The 16,201-nt window shown below is 38.8% G+C and carries 16 protein-coding genes and 1 other annotated feature; of the genes, 1 reads left to right on the plus strand and 15 read right to left on the minus strand.

Going from position 1 to position 16,201, the window contains the following annotated elements; all coding sequences use genetic code 11:
* Positions 1 to 12 precede the first annotated feature (12 nt).
* Positions 13 to 672: an A24 family peptidase gene (locus HT725_RS05525; RefSeq protein WP_164226074.1), complete on the plus strand. Its 660-nt coding sequence runs from the start codon at positions 13 to 15 to the stop codon at positions 670 to 672.
* Here the strand turns inward: HT725_RS05525 and trpA are convergent.
* The 15 genes from trpA to HT725_RS05600 form a co-directional block, all read right to left on the minus strand.
* Positions 644 to 1,420, minus strand: coding sequence for a tryptophan synthase subunit alpha (trpA, locus tag HT725_RS05530; RefSeq protein ID WP_164226073.1), 777 nt, complete (start codon positions 1,418 to 1,420; stop codon positions 644 to 646). The two genes, HT725_RS05525 and trpA, sit on opposite strands and share 29 nt — an antisense overlap.
* Positions 1,413 to 2,636, minus strand: coding sequence for a tryptophan synthase subunit beta (trpB, locus tag HT725_RS05535; protein WP_000331265.1), 1,224 nt, complete (start codon positions 2,634 to 2,636; stop codon positions 1,413 to 1,415). Before trpB (HT725_RS05535) ends, trpA begins: the two co-directional genes overlap by 8 nt.
* Positions 2,614 to 3,213, minus strand: a complete 600-nt coding sequence (locus HT725_RS05540) for a phosphoribosylanthranilate isomerase (protein WP_164226072.1) — start codon at positions 3,211 to 3,213, stop codon at positions 2,614 to 2,616. Before HT725_RS05540 ends, trpB (HT725_RS05535) begins: the two co-directional genes overlap by 23 nt.
* Positions 3,200 to 3,967, minus strand: a complete 768-nt coding sequence (gene trpC / locus HT725_RS05545; protein WP_164226071.1) for an indole-3-glycerol phosphate synthase TrpC — start codon at positions 3,965 to 3,967, stop codon at positions 3,200 to 3,202. Before trpC ends, HT725_RS05540 begins: the two co-directional genes overlap by 14 nt.
* Entirely contained in the window at positions 3,964 to 4,968 is a 1,005-nt protein-coding gene (gene trpD, locus HT725_RS05550) for an anthranilate phosphoribosyltransferase (RefSeq protein ID WP_164226070.1), read from the minus strand. Before trpD ends, trpC begins: the two co-directional genes overlap by 4 nt.
* Positions 4,969 to 4,978: 10 nt before the next feature.
* Positions 4,979 to 5,545: an aminodeoxychorismate/anthranilate synthase component II gene (locus HT725_RS05555; RefSeq protein WP_173219616.1), complete on the minus strand. Its 567-nt coding sequence runs from the start codon at positions 5,543 to 5,545 to the stop codon at positions 4,979 to 4,981.
* Complete coding sequence (trpE, locus tag HT725_RS05560; RefSeq protein WP_166736606.1) at positions 5,542 to 6,903, minus strand: anthranilate synthase component I; 1,362 nt, start codon at positions 6,901 to 6,903, stop codon at positions 5,542 to 5,544. Before trpE ends, HT725_RS05555 begins: the two co-directional genes overlap by 4 nt.
* A gap of 614 nt (positions 6,904 to 7,517) precedes the next feature.
* Positions 7,518 to 8,696 (minus strand): tryptophan synthase subunit beta, encoded by a 1,179-nt coding sequence (gene trpB, locus HT725_RS05565; protein WP_173253184.1) that lies wholly within the window; start codon positions 8,694 to 8,696, stop codon positions 7,518 to 7,520.
* Positions 8,697 to 8,763: 67 nt separating this feature from the next.
* Positions 8,764 to 8,993 (minus strand) — a binding site (T-box leader).
* A gap of 214 nt (positions 8,994 to 9,207) precedes the next feature.
* Complete coding sequence (locus HT725_RS05570; RefSeq protein ID WP_000410752.1) at positions 9,208 to 10,203, minus strand: LacI family DNA-binding transcriptional regulator; 996 nt, start codon at positions 10,201 to 10,203, stop codon at positions 9,208 to 9,210.
* A gap of 124 nt (positions 10,204 to 10,327) precedes the next feature.
* Positions 10,328 to 10,729 (minus strand): hypothetical protein, encoded by a 402-nt coding sequence (locus HT725_RS05575; RefSeq protein WP_000022332.1) that lies wholly within the window; start codon positions 10,727 to 10,729, stop codon positions 10,328 to 10,330.
* Positions 10,730 to 10,889: 160 nt separating this feature from the next.
* On the minus strand, positions 10,890 to 11,600 hold the full coding sequence (locus tag HT725_RS05580; protein ID WP_001149044.1) for an MgtC/SapB family protein: 711 nt from the start codon (positions 11,598 to 11,600) through the stop codon (positions 10,890 to 10,892).
* Between the two features lie 2 nt (positions 11,601 to 11,602).
* Complete coding sequence (locus tag HT725_RS05585) at positions 11,603 to 13,294, minus strand: iron ABC transporter permease (protein WP_138707339.1); 1,692 nt, start codon at positions 13,292 to 13,294, stop codon at positions 11,603 to 11,605.
* A gap of 11 nt (positions 13,295 to 13,305) precedes the next feature.
* The gene (locus HT725_RS05590; protein ID WP_061389837.1) at positions 13,306 to 14,316 is read right to left on the minus strand and encodes an ABC transporter ATP-binding protein; all 1,011 of its coding nucleotides are present in this window, start codon (positions 14,314 to 14,316) and stop codon (positions 13,306 to 13,308) included.
* A gap of 102 nt (positions 14,317 to 14,418) precedes the next feature.
* Positions 14,419 to 15,486, minus strand: a complete 1,068-nt coding sequence (locus tag HT725_RS05595) for an extracellular solute-binding protein (protein WP_083988367.1) — start codon at positions 15,484 to 15,486, stop codon at positions 14,419 to 14,421.
* A gap of 24 nt (positions 15,487 to 15,510) precedes the next feature.
* The gene (locus HT725_RS05600) at positions 15,511 to 16,170 is read right to left on the minus strand and encodes a DUF1868 domain-containing protein (protein ID WP_000793803.1); all 660 of its coding nucleotides are present in this window, start codon (positions 16,168 to 16,170) and stop codon (positions 15,511 to 15,513) included.
* Between the last annotated feature and the right edge of the window lie 31 nt (positions 16,171 to 16,201).

Raw genomic sequence — 16,201 nt, forward strand, 5'->3', positions numbered from 1 at the left:
GAATAGATAAGTATGATTGATTTTTATTTTTTTCTTGTCGGGAGCATTCTCGCTTCTTTTCTTGGTTTGCTCATCGACCGTTTTCCAGAGCAATCCATTATCCAACCTGCTAGTCACTGCGATTCCTGTCAGACTCCCTTGCGTCCCTTAGATTTGATTCCGATTCTCTCGCAGGTCTTCAATCGCTTTCGCTGTCGCTACTGCAAGTCTCGCTATCCTGTTTGGTATGCCCTTTTTGAATTGGGATTGGGACTTCTCTTTCTGTCTTGGTCTTGGGAATTGCTTTCCTTGAGTCAAGTCATCCTAATCACTGCGGGTTTGACCTTGGGCATCTACGACTTTCACCATCAGGAATATCCCTTACTGGTCTGGATGACTTTCCACCTAATCCTCATGGCTTCCTCTGGCTGGAATCTGGTCATGGTCTTCTTCCTTATCCTTGGAATTTTAGCTCATTTTATCGATATCCGCATGGGTGCAGGGGATTTCCTCTTTTTAGCTTCTTGCGCTCTCGTCTTTAGCATAACCGAGTTACTCATCTTGATTCAGTTTGCTTCTGCAACAGGAATTCTAGCCTTTCTCCTGCAAAAGAAAAAGGAAAGACTTCCTTTCGTACCTTTCCTCTTACTTGCTGCTTGTGTGATTATTTTTGGTAAGCTACTGCTTGTTTGATAAAGTCCTCAATTGGCTCTCCTTGGTGGAGAGCTTTTACGATTTTCGAACCGACAATCACGCCATCTGACACCGCATTGAAGCGTTCTACATCGGCTTGACTAGACACACCAAAACCTGTCAAGACTGGGATGTCAGCCACTTGATGCAATTGCGCCAAGTGCTTGTCCAAGTCTGCACGGTAATTGCCGGATTTCCCTGTCACCCCATTGATGGCAACCGCATAGACGAATCCTTCTGCCCCATCAATCAACTCTTTCTGGCGCTCAAGTCCTGTTGTCAAACTAACTAGGGGTATCAAGGCCATGTCTGTATCTGCCAAAAATGGTTCTACAAAGTTGGCATGCTCATGAGGAAGGTCTGGAATAATCAAACCCTTAACCCCTGTATCAGCCAAATCTTTGACAAAGTTCTCAACACCGTACTGAAAGAGGGGATTAAAGTAGGTCATAATGACAAGTGGAACTTCTGTTTGAATGGTTTTCAAGGTTTTAACCAAAGCCTGGGTAGAAGTTTCGTGAGCTAGACTACGCAAGCCTGCTTCTTCGATCACAGGTCCATCTGCAACAGGGTCTGAAAAGGGAATGCCCACTTCAATTGCAGAGACACCCAAATCTTCTAAAAAGTGGATTGTTTCAGCTAAACCATCCAAACCTTTCTCATGGTCTCCAGCCATGATATAGGGCACGAAAATTCCTTTTCCAGCTGCTTTTATAGCATTCAATTTTTCTGTTAGTGTCTTAGGCATGAGCTTCTCCCTTCTTTGCTGCATCTGCTTCCAAGCGGTCTTTGACTTGAACCACATCCTTGTCCCCACGACCTGATAGACAGACAATCATGGACTTGTCTGGGCCAAGTTCTTTGGCCAATTTCACCGCAAAAGCGATAGCGTGGCTAGATTCCAAGGCCGGAATAATCCCTTCCACACGAGACAAGAGTTGGAATCCTTCCAAGGCTTCTTCGTCTGTCACAGGAACATAGCTGGCACGTTTAATATCGTGGTAGTGAGAATGTTCTGGACCGATACCAGGATAGTCCAAACCTGCTGAGATAGAGAAGGCTTCAAGAATTTGACCATGGGCATCTTGGAGCACATCCATGAGAGAACCGTGAAGAACACCCGGACGACCCTTGGTCAAGGTAGCTGCGTGGTGCTCTGTATCCACACCAAGTCCTGCTGCTTCAGCCCCATACATAGCTACAGACTCATCTTCTACAAATGGATGGAAGAGCCCGATAGCATTAGAACCACCGCCAACACAGGCTACTAAAGCATCTGGCAGATCTTGTCCTGTCAAGTCACGGTACTGTTGTTTAGCTTCTCGACCAATAACGCTTTGGAAGTCACGAACAATTTCTGGGAATGGATGAGGACCCAAGGCAGAACCAAGGATATAGTGGGTATCATCGATATTAGCTACCCATGAACGAAGGGCTGCATTGACCGCATCCTTGAGCACGCGCGAACCGTCTGTCACTGCCTCAACCTTAGCTCCCAAAAGCTCCATACGGAAGACATTGAGGGCTTGGCGTTTGACATCTTCCTCACCCATGTAAATAGTACATTCCATGTTAAAGAGGGCCGCAGCTGTTGCAGTTGCTACACCGTGCTGACCAGCACCTGTTTCAGCGATAATTTTCTTTTTGCCCATGCGTTTGGCAAGCAAAACTTGTCCTAAGGCATTGTTAATCTTGTGGGCCCCTGTATGGTTAAGGTCTTCACGTTTGAGATAAATCTTGGCTCCGCCGATATGCTGGGTCAAATTTTTTGCGTAGTAAAGGGGAGTTTCACGTCCCACATACTGGCGCAAAAGTTGGTTTAATTCCTCTTGGAAACTTGGGTCTGCCTGACTTTCACGGTAGGCCTTCTCCAACTCCAAAACTGCTGTCATCAATGTTTCTGGGACAAAACGTCCGCCGAATTTTCCGTAAAATCCATCTTTATTTGGTTCTTGATATGCCATTCTTTACCCTCTCTATAAATCTTCTAATCTTTTCATGATCTTTTTGTCCATCTGTCTCCACTCCGCTTGATACATCTACTGCATAGGGAGTAAAGTGTTGAATTGCTTTTACTACATTGTCTTCATTAAGCCCACCTGCGATAAAGAAAGGCTGAGTTAGTCCAATCGTATCCAGTTGAGCCCAGTCAAAGGTCTGGCCACTCCCAGCCACAGGGGCATCAAAGAGGAGATAGTCTGCCTGAGAATTGGGTACATGTCCCTCTCCATCCACCTGCACAGCCTGAATACTGGCACAAGGCAAATTATCAAATAAATCATCTGCCACCTGACCGTGAACTTGAACCAAGTCCAAACCAACTTTTTCAATCGCTTCTAGCAGTTCTGCCCGACTTGGTGAAACAAATACACCAACCTTTTTGACATCCGCATGAATAAGCTTTGCCAGCTCAGCAGCCTGATCCAAGGTCACCTGTCTTTTACTAGGTGCAAAGACAAAACCGATGTAGTCGGCTCCTGCTGAAACGGCTGTTTCCACCGCTTCTTTGGTCGATAGTCCACAAATTTTAACCTTTGTCAATCTGCAACTCCTTGATTCTCTGGGCTACATCTTCTGCCTGCATGAGAGCTGTCCCAACTAAAATTCCGTTAAAGGATGGTGCTACTCGTCCCGCATCCTGCCCTGTGAAAATAGCAGATTCAGAAATGTACAAGCAATCATCTTTGAAATGTTTAGCCAAATCTACACTGGTCTGCAAGTCAACTTCAAAGGTAGTCAAATTGCGGTTATTAACACCAATAATCTCCGCACCAAGTCTGTGAGCTACCTCTAGTTCAGCTAGATTGTGAGTTTCCACCAAGACTTCCAGACCAAGCTCTGTCGCATAGTCATAAAGTTCCTTGAGGCGTTCTTCGGACAAGGCTGCCACGATGAGCAAGATGACTGTCGCACCTGCATTGCGAGCTCGGATGATTTGTTTTTCATCGATAATAAAGTCCTTGTTAAGCGTCGGAATCTGTACCTGACTGGAAATCTCCCGTAGATAATCCAAATGTCCTTTAAAGAAAACTTCATCTGTCAGAACAGAAATCATCACTGCTCCGTTTGCTTCATAAGTCTGGGCCTGTTGCACAATATCCACATCGAGATTGATATCTCCCAGACTAGGGCTAGCCTTCTTGACCTCAGCGATTACCTGCAAGCGGTCCTGATGATTCTTCAAAAATTCTGCCAAGCGATAGGTCTGGCGCAGGGGCTGGATTTCCTCCAGCTCCATCTGCTCCACCTCACGTGCCTTCTGCTCTAAGATTCGTGCTAAAAATTCCTGACTCATTTTTGATACTCCTGTAACAGTCTGAGTTTTTCAAGGGCCCTGCCACTAGCAATGACTTGGCGGGCCAAGGCAACTCCATCCTTGATATTATCTACCTTACCATTAGCATAGAAACCAAGACCAGCATTTAAGACTGTCGTTTCCAAAAATGGACTTGGTTCATTTTTAAGAACGCTAAGCAAAATTTCTGCATTTTCCTGAGCATTCCCTCCACGAATGTCTTCGATAGCGTAGCCTTCCATTCCCAAATCCTCTGGAGTAAAGCTTGACAAGGTGATTTCGCCATTTTCAAGAAGAGCAATATTGGTTGTTCCATTCAAACCAGCTTCATCCAAACCTTCTGGTCCAGCAACCACGATGGCACGTTTGCGACCCATATTTTTCAAAACCTGAGCTGTACTTTCTAGAAGTTCTGGACGGCTAATTCCAAGAAGCTGTGTTTCCAAAGCCATTGGATGAATCAGGGGACCAGTCAAGTTCATAATCGTTGGAATTCCTAGTTCCAAACGAGCTGGCATGATGTATTTCATAGCTGGGTGCATATTTTTAGCAAAGAGAAAGACGATTCCAGTTTTATCAAAGACCTTACCTAGTTCAGCTGGTTTGAGGTCTAGGTTGATGCCCAAAGCTTCGAGGACATCTGCAGAACCAGATTTAGAAGAAATCGAGCGGTTGCCGTGCTTGGCCATGTGAACACCGCCACCAGCCAAGACAAAGGCTGCAGTTGTGGAAATATTAAAACTGAAAGACTTGTCTCCACCTGTACCACAGTTGTCCATGGCATCATGAATCTCAGTTGGAATATGTTGGGCATGCCCTCTCATGACTTGGGCAATGGCTGTGCGTTCTTCAGGTGTTTCCCCCTTCATCTTAAGAGCCAAAAGGAGAGAAGCAATCTGCGCCTCTGTTACACGCCCAGTTACGATACGCTCAATGACATCCGTCATTTCCACACCTGATAAATTTTCAAATTTTGCTAGTTTTTCAATAATCTCTTTCATCCTAGTTTCCTCACTTTACAACCTTCTCGATAAAATTCCGAATAGAAGACAAGCCATCTGGCGTTCCGATACTCTCTGGATGGTACTGGAAGCCATAAATCGGTAGGTTTTTATGTTGAATCCCCATGATAGCTTGGTCATCAGTCGAACGAGCTGTCACTTCAAAGTCTTCTGGCATTTCTTCAATCAAAATACTGTGGTAACGCATGACTGCACGGCCATCCTCAATGCCTTGATACAAAACAGATGGCGCTTCAAAGCTGATGTTGCTCTGTTTCCCATGCATGACTTTTGGAGCCAAACCTAACTTACCACCAAAGACTTCTGCAATGGCTTGGTGGCCCAAACAAATCCCAAGAATCGGCTTCTTGCCAGCAAAGTCACGAATCATATCTTCCATATTTCCAGCATCAACTGGCCAACCTGGGCCGGGCGAAAAGACCAGACCATCTGCTTTTTCAGCTTCTTCATACAGCTTGGGATCATCATTTCTCAAGACCTGTACTTCTGCAAAATTCCCAATGTACTGGGCCAAGTTATAGGTAAAAGAATCATAGTTGTCAATCAATAAAATCATGGTCTTAGTTCTCCAATTCTAGTCATAGATTTTGCTTTGTTAATGGTTTCTTGGTATTCGTTTTGGGCGATGGAGTCGTAGACAATCCCTGCCCCAGCCTGCACATAGGCTGTTTGATTTTTGAGAATCATGGTTCGGATGGCAATGGCGAAATCCATATCACCCGTCGCAGACAAGTAGCCAATTGCTCCTGCATATACTCCCCGCTTTTCTGTTTCCAGTTCATAGATGCGTCTCATCGCTCGAATCTTTGGTGCTCCTGAAACGGTTCCAGCAGGAAGTGTTGATTTCAAGGCATCCATGGCAGTGAGTTCTGGAAGTAAACGCCCCTTGACCACGCTGGTCAAATGCATAACATAACGGAAGAGCTCCACTTCCATATATTTGGTAACTTGAACACTTGCCGTTTCAGAGATGCGACCGATATCATTGCGTCCCAAGTCTACCAACATCCGATGTTCTGCTGTTTCCTTCTCATCCGAAAGTAGGTCTGTCGCCAAATCCTTGTCTTCTTCATCCGTAGCTCCTCTTGGTCGCGTACCTGCAATCGGATTGGTTGTCACGATGCCATTTTTGACAGAAACCAAACTTTCTGGACTAGCTCCGATGATTTGATAATCACCAAAATCATAGAAATAAAGATAATTAGAAGGATTAGTCACGCGAAGATTTCTATAGAAGTCAAATGGATTTCCAGTAACCTCTGCTGAGAAGCGTTGACTAAGCACGCATTGGAACATATCTCCATTACGAATCAAGTCACGAGCGGTTTCCACCATTTCCTCAAACTTCTGAGGAGCGATATGTGGTTTGAAGTCCAGAGGAGATAGATCCAAGTCTTCAAATTCATTTGGAGCAGGAATACGTAATTCCTCAAGCACTTGGTTCAAGGCTTCTTCCAAGGCTTCTTGACTACGCTCGCTATAAAGAGCATCCTCGATGACATGGATTTTTTCCTTCTTGTGGTCAAAAACAATGTAACTCTCATAAACGAAGAAATGCATGTCTGGCGTTCCAATTGTATCTTCAGGAATTTGACCAATTTCTTCATAAAGCGAAATCATATCGTAACCAACAAAACCAATTGCCCCACCACCAAAAGGTAGATCTGAATGGTGCTGGCTCTTATGAGTCACTTCATAAAGGAAATCCAAAGAATCCCGATCAATCACTTGACCATTTTGATAAAGGACTCCATTTTCAAACTTAATCTCAAAAACAGGATTATAGGCTAGGATAGAAAAACGAGCTGTTTCCTTGTCTCTCGGAATACTTTCTAAGATAACCTTGTGTTGCCCCTTTAGGCGCATATAAGCCAAGATTGGTGATAAGACATCTCCATGAATGATTCGTTCCATTGTAATTTCCCTTTCAATTCTTTTCTTTATAGACTTTTAGTCTTAATTTATTATCTTTTTCTATTTCCCTTAAATAGTGCGGACGGGAGGTAAAATTATCCAGTGGATGATTTTAGAAATCCATGAAATAAAAGACCTAATTTTTGAGCTCCTAGCTCATTCATTTCTAGGCTCGGGCTAAAATAGTTCCCCGAACTATTTTACTCTCAAAAATTCCGTCCTAGAGAAGCATATTTGCTTCTCTAGGATACCACTATGGCGGGAAATATCTTTTAAAAGCTCACTTCGTTCGCAAATTTTTTGTAGCAATCTATTTAATAATGAACAACAATTTAAAACTAAACAGCTGAACCTATAATAGACATATAAAAATCCCCACGCAAAATAACTTGCGTGAGGACGAAATTCGCGGTGCCACCTCAATTATAGGATTTCTCCTATTTCTCATTCCTGTCTCAGATACCTCCTGTAACAGGCTGTGCGATAAAGGGCACTCCCTTGAGAATTATGTTTTTTTCTCTCGTTTCAAATGGACCCAACCTTACAGCTTTCTCTGCTTGTTTCCAGCAACCACAAGCTCTCTGTGAGAGAAAAGACTGTAATTTTCCCATCTTTTATTTTTTAGCTTCTAGGTAGTCTGCAATTGCAGCTACGTCCTTGTCTCCACGACCAGAGACATTGATGATGATAATGTCATCTTTACTTAGTTTCGGTGCACGTTTAACTGCTTCTGCGATAGCGTGCGAACTTTCAATAGCTGGGATAATTCCTTCAGTCTTACTGAGAAGGAGGAGAGCCTGAACAGCTTCTTCATCTGTCGCAGCCACATATTCCACGCGACCTGAATCTTTGAAGTAGGCGTGTTCTGGGCCAACCCCTGGATAGTCCAATCCAGCTGAGATAGAGTAAACTGGAGCCAGCTCTCCATCTTCCTTAAAGACTGCATAAGTCTTCATGCCATCAACAATTCCGATACTACCTTTTGTCATAGTAGCTGCGTGCTTGTCTGTATCAAGTCCGTGCCCAGCAGCTTCAACCCCAACCAATTTGACTTCTTCATCAGCCACATACTGTGAAAAAGCACCAATGGCATTGGAACCACCACCTACACAGGCAATAACGTAGTCTGGCAAGCGTCCTTCTTTTTCTAAGATTTGGCGACGAGATTCTTCACTGATGATTTTTTGGAACTCATGAACAATAGTAGGATAAGGGTGAGGACCCACAGCAGATCCAAGAACATAGAAGGCTTCAAGGTCATTCATCCATGCTCCAAAGGCTGCATCGACTGCATCCTTAAGAGTTCGTGTCCCCGTTTCAACTGCGTGAACAGTTGCTCCCATCATCTCCATACGGAAAACATTGAGACGTTGACGTTCCACATCCTCTGCTCCCATGTAGACATCACAGGCCATACCAAACTTGGCTGCAGCCGCTGCTGTCGCAACACCGTGCTGACCAGCTCCTGTTTCCGCAATCACTCGTTTTTTGCCCATGCGTTTAGCAAGAAGAATTTGTCCTAAAACGTTGTTGAGCTTGTGAGAACCAAGGTGGTTAAGGTCTTCACGCTTGAGATAAATCTTAGCGCCACCTAAGTGATCTGTCAAACTTTCCGCAAAATAGAGCGGTGTTTCGCGACCTGAATAGTCCTTTAAGTAATGACGAAATTCTGCCAAAAACTCTGGATCATTCTTGTACTTGTCAAATGTCTCTTCCAACTCATCCAACAAAGCCTGAATCGGCTCCGGTACAAAACTACCACCAAATTGTCCAAAATAACCTTTAGTTGTCATAAAATTTTCCCTCTTTCTGTATTGGTTCCAAGATATGAAAAAAGCCCACACACAGAATTAAATTCCATGTGAGGGCGTTGGTAACGCGGTGCCACCTCAATTATAAAGGGACTATCCCTTTACATCTCTGCCTTGTCTAACAACAAGTTGCACTGTAAGGTGTGCGCACCGAATTTTCATTGTTTCAAATTCATTTTCAAAATCAGCCCACTTTCACTACTTCCAACCACCTGTTCACAATCACCACAGGCTCCCTGAAGATCAAAAATAGTTACTTTTCTGATTTGTTGAACTTATTTTAATACTTTGTTTTTTCTTTGTCAAGACTTTTTTACGATTTTTTTGAAAGATGTGTGATTCGAATGTGATAATGTCTTTAGTAAATCGAACGTGAAAATGTCCCACTTGTTAGAAATTGGATCCAACTCAATAGAAACTGAATAGATGCTAAACAGAACTTACTTTAGAACACTCCATCTTTTCCATTAGGATTTTCAAGAATTAAACAATACTAGAAACTCTGTCTCCTAACAAGTTTAGTAGAAACTTCAACAGATGTGACACTTTCCCCCTTTATAATTGCTAATACCCCTTCAATCATTTCTTGAGCTAATTTAACATAATTAGGAGAAATTGTAGATAAAGCAGGAGTGTAATACTGTGAAATTGGAATATTATCAAATCCAACAACGGATATATTATCCGGAATCGCTATTCCTTTTTCGTAACACGCACGAATTAGTCCCTGAACTTTTTCATCGCCTGAAACAAATATAATATCTGGATAATTTCCAAAAGACAAATCATTCACAGCAAAGGAATAAACTGACTCTATTGTAGTTAAACCATAAACTACCTTCAAATCCATAGAATAATTATTATCCTTTAAAAAAGTTCTCACTCCTCTCTCTCGATCCTTATTTACATAAGACTCACCTCCCATAAGTAACCACATATCTTTAAAATTCTTTTCCAAAACTACTTTCATCATATCATAAGTAGCTTGAAAGTTATTGTTAGATACGTAAACTACTCCAGGTGTTTGAGACTCTCCAAAGACAATGAAAGGCATATTATTTTTCTTTAAATATTGGATTCGAATATCATTCTCCCCCTCATAAAAGACAATCACTCCATCTACAAGGCTACCAATACTTGAAATAATTGAATTACTAATCGAATCTTCCTCTCCAAAATATTCAACAATAGCATTTACTCCAAATTGTCTACAAGTTTGTAAAACTTTATCTAAAAGTGTTTGAAACCAGATTAAAGGAAAAGAATCAATCTTCTTCACAGATATTAAAATATTCGTGGTTTCTTTCTTCGTTAAATTCTGAGCATAGGCATTTGGAATATAGGATAACTCATCGATGACTTTTTTTATGGCATTATAAGTCTCAGGTTTTACTCTATTCCCTCCATTTATTACACGTGAAACTGTCTTTGGAGAAAAACCAGACAAACGTGCAATATCATATATCGTTACCTTTTTCCCTTTTTCCATTAAAATACTCCTGTCATAAACCTTCACTATAACTATACAATATTTAAATTATTTTAACAAGAAAATTACATTCTAATCTTTTAATCTAGTTTACATCTGGAGGAAATACTTCACTAAATCTACATTAACTTTCAGTACTAGTAACATAAATTTTACAATTCAATTCACTGTTTTGTACTATTTTGTAAACTGCATTACAAATCACCGGATAAGAAAATACACTACCTGAAAATTCCAAGGAATCATTTTCAGTAAATCCTTCTGTATTTAGAAATGTATTCATTATCTGTTCAATATAACACTCTAATATGGGAACAGCTTTCTCCTTAACAATAACATTTCTAAGCATTTCTTCAAATGGTAAATGACAAGCGAACACCATCTCACAAACATCATAAAATGAATGGAAGTGGTATACCTGTATGAGATTATAGTCATCAAAATAAGTTATTTTTCCTGCATCAAAATCCACTTTATATACTCTCAAATTAGTTAGATCCTTTTCTTCAAAAATTATTATGGACACCTCTAAAAACTACCGATTTTCTATTTTTATTGCTCAGAAAACGTTGATACATCAATGTTTAAAAGTATTGAAATTGAGTTCTTAGATGTGCCCTTATATTTCTTATTATTTAAAGAAAACAAAAGGACTAGAATAATCCGTCCCTTTGTTTATCCCTAGATTAGCTGATTTCCTCAACATAAATCACACCAACAATATTAGCAATTTCTTCCATTAGTTTAAGGTGCTCAAATCTACCTGATAATTCCAGAGTAATAAATGACGCGATTTTTTTGTCTGGAACATCAAAATATTCAATTCTTTCTGAATTAACATCTCCAAATGCAGTTCTAGAATCAGTCATTCTAATGCCATTCTCAGCACAGTATACTAGTACCCGATTATATGCCTCTGTAGATCTAACAACGATATACAATTCGATTATCTTTGAACGACTTTGAAGATATTTTTTTAAAGGTTGGAACATAGTTATAACACTCCAAACAGACATTGCTCCTAGTATGGCTCCTTCATAAAAACCAACACCAATAGCTAGACCGATTCCAGCTGAAGCCCATATTCCGGCTGCAGTTGTTAAACCAGTTATTTTCTTTTTATCTGTAATAAGTATTGTTCCAGCCCCAAGAAAACCAACACCTGATATAACCTGCGCACCTAAGCGTGTAGGATCTCCTGTACCAAATTTATAAGATACATACTCATTAGTCATCATAATTAAACATGCAGCCAGACAAACAATACTATGTGTACGAATACCTGCTGGTTGAGATTTACTTCCTCTCTCTAAACCAATTACACCACCAATAACTAATGAAAGTACAATTCTTAATACAATTTCGATATATGATAGTCCTAAGCTTGTTGCTTGCATTATTATTTCCTTTTTCTACTAACTGGTCTCTGAGTAAAGTATAAAACAGAACCAGAAATTATCATTAATACAATAGTATAAACGAATACAAGTGCTTGAGCATTTGAAGTTGCTGTTTCATCACCTGCTGAACGAATAGTTATACCCAGTGGTTGAGCTAATGGATGGTAAAGAAATACAGATAAGTCGAAGTCAGTTAATAAAGAGTTAAAGTTTAAAGCAATAACAGAGAGAACAACCGGTAAAATAAATGGAATGATAACCTTCATCATAGTATAAAAAGGTGAAGCACCCATACTTCTTGCTGCATCTTCCATCTCATCATCAACACTAAATAAAATAGCACGTACCATTCTATAAGAAAATGGGATTTTTACAACTATATATGCAATAAGTAGAATTACCAAACTACCTACCAAAATCTGATTCAAGACAAGAAATTGTGGCTGATTAAAAGTAAATAATAAACTTACTGCTAAAAGTGTACTTGGTAGTAACCAAGGAAGTAGAGCACCATATTCAAATAAGAAATCAAAACGAGATTTATGTTTTCTGACAACACGAGCAAATACAACTGCGAGAATTGTTGCTGTTGTCGCAGCAATAATAGAATAAATAAAGCTGACCAAGAATGGAGAGAATGCCGCACTATTACTAAAGAATAAGCGATAATTTTCTAAAGTAAAGTTTGATAATGTTAAGTTACCTGTTTGAATTGCAACTGGATCTGTAAATGAGTATAATACTATAAAAATTAGTGGAAGCATGAAAACTGTGAACAATCCATATGCTACAATGTGAGCAATGATATTCCAAGGCTTAGACGCAATTTTTTGTTTTTTAAGAGGCGCTTTAGTCTTAGAGATAGAAATATAATTTCCACCTTTTTCTATCTTGTTCATGATAGTAAGCAAAATTGTAGTTGCAATACCTAAAATAATTGCAAGTAGGGCAGCTAAATCACGAGAATTCCCCATCCCTGCAAATGTAATAATCATTGGATTTATAGTTTGAAATTCTTTACCACCAACAATCATGGGTGCTGCTACTGCAGATAAACCACTAAGAAAAACCATGATAGTAAGTGCAAATAGAGTTGGAATTAAGGTTGGTAACACTACTTTTCGGAAAACAGTAAATGGTTTTGCTCCCATATTTCGAGCAGCCTCAATAGTGTGATAGTCAACGCTTCGAATTGTATTTGTTAAAAACAATGTATGATTAGCAGTTCCTGAAAATGTCATAATGAATAAGACTGCACCATACCCAATAAACCAGTTAGGGTCTAAAGAAGGGATAATATTTTGTAAAAATTTTGTAATCAATCCATAAGGACCATAGACAAATTTATATCCAGTCGCTAAAACCACTCCTCCATAAATTAAAGAGGTCATATAACCTAATTTTAAAATTTTAGCACCTTTAATATCAAAGTATTCTGTAAATAGAACACAAAGAATACCTACGATATTAACTGTAATAATGAGTGAAAATGCCAACTTAAAACTGTTCATAATACTCTGAAGTGCCCTCTGAGATTTTAGAACACGATGTACAGCATCAAGGGAAAATTCTCCTCCTTTTACAAATACATTCACTACTAGATCAAAGTTTGGATAAATAATAAATGTTACTAAGAACCAGATTAACCCTAAACGAATAAGCCAATCTTTTAAATTTAATTTATGACGCATACTGCACCTCCTTAAAATTGCAGAACGTCTGATGGTGTGATAAATAATTCCACACTTTCTCCGACAGATCTAATAGCAGCCTGACTATCAATACTTGTTACATTAAGAATCTGACTTTCAGAAACTTTTATTGTATAGTGAATTGTAACTCCAGAAAACTCAACATCAATAATTGTCCCTTTTAGAGTGAAATCTTGTTCAGTTTCACGATTGAATCGAACTTTCTCTAATCGAATGTATCCTTTTTTATCTTCTAAGAAAACGCTTGCATTTTTCAGTAATACTTCGTGGACTGTTTCATCGGTCAAAACATTAATATCTCCAATAAAATCACATACAAATTCAGTTTGAGAATTATGATAAATCTCTACTGGTGTACCGACCTGTTCGATGTATCCATTGTTAAAGACTGCAATTCTATCAGATAAAGTCAAGGCTTCCTCTTGATCATGAGTAACATATAAAGTAGTAATACCTAACTCTTTTTGAAGTCTTTTCAACTCTTTTCTCAAATCTACACGTAATTTTGCGTCAAGGTTTGACAATGGTTCATCTAGACAAAGAATTTTAGGTTCAAGAACCAGAGCACGAGCCAATGCTACCCTTTGTTGTTGACCCCCAGATAATTCTGATACATTACGCTGTAACTGTTGATCAGAGATCTTAATTTTTGCTGCTACTGCTGATACTTTAGCTTTAATAACATCTGGAGCTACCTTCTTAACTTTTAAACCAAATGCAATATTATCAAAAACAGTCATAGTTGGAAATAGCGCATAAGATTGAAATACAATACCAATTCCACGCTTTTCAGGTTCCAAATGAGTGACATTTGTTCCATTAACTTCAATACTTCCTGATGATGGATCTAGAAAACCTACCAATGCTCTCAAAGTAGTTGATTTACCACACCCTGAAGGCCCAAGAAATGTAAAGAATTCCCCTTCATGTATATCTAAATTCAGATTATCAATTGCAACAAAATCACCATATTTAATTTGAATATTATCAAATTTAATCATCTCACTAACTCCCTCTATTACTAAACCAAAAGCCTCTCTTTATTTCTTCTATAAATTTAGAAATAATAGAGAGACTTGGACATAAAAATTAACTCTTATTTCTTATTGTACGTATTCTAATTCAGCTTTTTCTACCCATTCATCCAAATGTTTTCCAACAGCTTCCCAGTCAATATTTTGTGGTTTCACTTGATCAACAAATTTCTTAGTATCTTCTGGTAGATCTTTGAGGGCATCTTTATTTGCAGGAATAGATCCAAAGTTCTTACTATATTCTACTTGAATTTCTGTTTGACCAAACCAATCAATAAATTCTTTAGCTAACGCTTGTTTTTTACTAGTGCTTAAAACCATAGTTTGTTCAGTTACAAATGGTACACCAATCTCAGGAGTCATAACTTTGAAAACAACATTTTGTTCTTTTTGTCCAACTAATGCACCAGAACCCCACATCATTCCATATTGTATTGGATCTTCTTTGTCTAACATCTTAACAATTGAACTTTCTCCCTTTTGAAGAGTGTATGCATTTTTCAAATATTCTTTTGCTGCTTCCCAACCTTTTTCGGAAACACCTAATTCACCTTTATCATCAAGGTATCGAACTAAGATACTTGCTAGAATTGCCCGTCCTGTACCACCTTGAAGACCAGAAATTGAATATTTACCTTTATACTTACTACCTAATTCAGTCCAATCTTTAGGCATTTCTTTTACATCAGGCGCCCCAATTAAAACTAATGGTTGAACAATCACAGGATTATAATAATTATCTTTATCTGATAAAGATTGATCAATTTTATCTAACCATTTAGGCTTGTACTGGACTAGTAATTTTTGATCTCTAATTTTATTTGAATCAACAGCACCAATTCCAAATACCATATCTGCAACTGCATTATTCTTCTCGGCAATAACACGGTCTGCTAATTGAGCGCCAGGAATATCAACCATTTTTATATTAAAACCAGCTTCTTTTGCTTTAGCAGTTAACCAATCACCACGACCATTTGAAACTGAGTTCGAATAGATTACTAATTCTTGACTTTTATCAGCTTTTTCTTCAGATGAAGAAGCAGTCGTAGAATTTGAACCTCCAGAGCAAGCAGCAAGTGTAGTAAGAGCAACTCCCGTTGCAAGTACAGTAGACCAAACTTTCATTTTTTTCATGATAAGTTCTCCTTTTTTATTATTTTATTTAAATTTTTCGTGATATGGAACAAATTGTCTCATATCTTCAAATACAGTATAGTCAATACGGTTTACAGTAATAGTTGGAATCTTCTCTAATAAGATTTCAGTTAATTCCGCTCTAACTTTAGTAAACTCTTCTTCCTCCTCTTCGGTTAGAGGAATCCGAAGATACCCAATTGAAATATGGAATTGATATCTATCATGATTAGGGAAACGAACACCTGCTTTTTCTGAGACATAAGTACGAATTTCTTCTAATCTCTTAGCAGAAGCTTCATCTGCAGGTTCAACTAGTATGTTTTGTTTTCCCATTTCCGTTACACGCATAAGAATTTCTTCATTTAACAATGGAAAAATTTCAAGTTGTTTAGCAAAGTAATCATGTATTTTCTGTAAAGGTGTATCTAAAGGAAGATTACTGCTCCAAAACTCCGTTTCACGATTTTCATGGCACAACAATTCAATTACAGTCATGTGAATAGAATTCCTTGGAGTTAAAGTGAACTTATCAATAAATGGTAATTCTCTATAACGTGATTGAATAATATCAACAACTTCCATCAAATCTTGTTTATTATAAAGATTTGCTACAACAGTATTTCCTGGAAAATGATTAAATTCTCCATTTTCTTTGAACTTAATTTTTGTTAGGTTTTTCATATAAAGACCCTCTTTTTTATATTTGACACCG

It is taken from the genome of Streptococcus sp. 2579, from assembly GCF_013277195.1.
Taxonomy (GTDB): Bacteria; Bacillota; Bacilli; order Lactobacillales; family Streptococcaceae; genus Streptococcus.

Bases quoted from the DNA above. Each gene is read 5' to 3' on its own strand.
- trpB (WP_173253184.1), bottom strand. From the start codon at position 8,696: ATGACAACTAAAGGTTATTTTGGACAATTTGGTGGTAGTTTTGTACCG.
- HT725_RS05590 (WP_061389837.1), bottom strand. From the start codon at position 14,316: ATGATTAAATTTGATAATATTCAAATTAAATATGGTGATTTTGTTGCA.
- trpC (WP_164226071.1), bottom strand. From the start codon at position 3,967: ATGAGTCAGGAATTTTTAGCACGAATCTTAGAGCAGAAGGCACGTGAG.
- HT725_RS05585 (WP_138707339.1), bottom strand. From the start codon at position 13,294: ATGCGTCATAAATTAAATTTAAAAGATTGGCTTATTCGTTTAGGGTTA.
- trpE (WP_166736606.1), bottom strand. From the start codon at position 6,903: ATGGAACGAATCATTCATGGAGATGTCTTATCACCAATCTTGGCTTAT.
- HT725_RS05555 (WP_173219616.1), bottom strand. From the start codon at position 5,545: ATGATTTTATTGATTGACAACTATGATTCTTTTACCTATAACTTGGCC.
- HT725_RS05580 (WP_001149044.1), bottom strand. From the start codon at position 11,600: ATGCAAGCAACAAGCTTAGGACTATCATATATCGAAATTGTATTAAGA.
- HT725_RS05570 (WP_000410752.1), bottom strand. From the start codon at position 10,203: ATGGAAAAAGGGAAAAAGGTAACGATATATGATATTGCACGTTTGTCT.
- trpA (WP_164226073.1), bottom strand. From the start codon at position 1,420: ATGCCTAAGACACTAACAGAAAAATTGAATGCTATAAAAGCAGCTGGA.
- HT725_RS05525 (WP_164226074.1), top strand. From the start codon at position 13: ATGATTGATTTTTATTTTTTTCTTGTCGGGAGCATTCTCGCTTCTTTT.
- HT725_RS05595 (WP_083988367.1), bottom strand. From the start codon at position 15,486: ATGAAAAAAATGAAAGTTTGGTCTACTGTACTTGCAACGGGAGTTGCT.
- HT725_RS05600 (WP_000793803.1), bottom strand. From the start codon at position 16,170: ATGAAAAACCTAACAAAAATTAAGTTCAAAGAAAATGGAGAATTTAAT.
- trpD (WP_164226070.1), bottom strand. From the start codon at position 4,968: ATGAAAGAGATTATTGAAAAACTAGCAAAATTTGAAAATTTATCAGGT.
- trpB (WP_000331265.1), bottom strand. From the start codon at position 2,636: ATGGCATATCAAGAACCAAATAAAGATGGATTTTACGGAAAATTCGGC.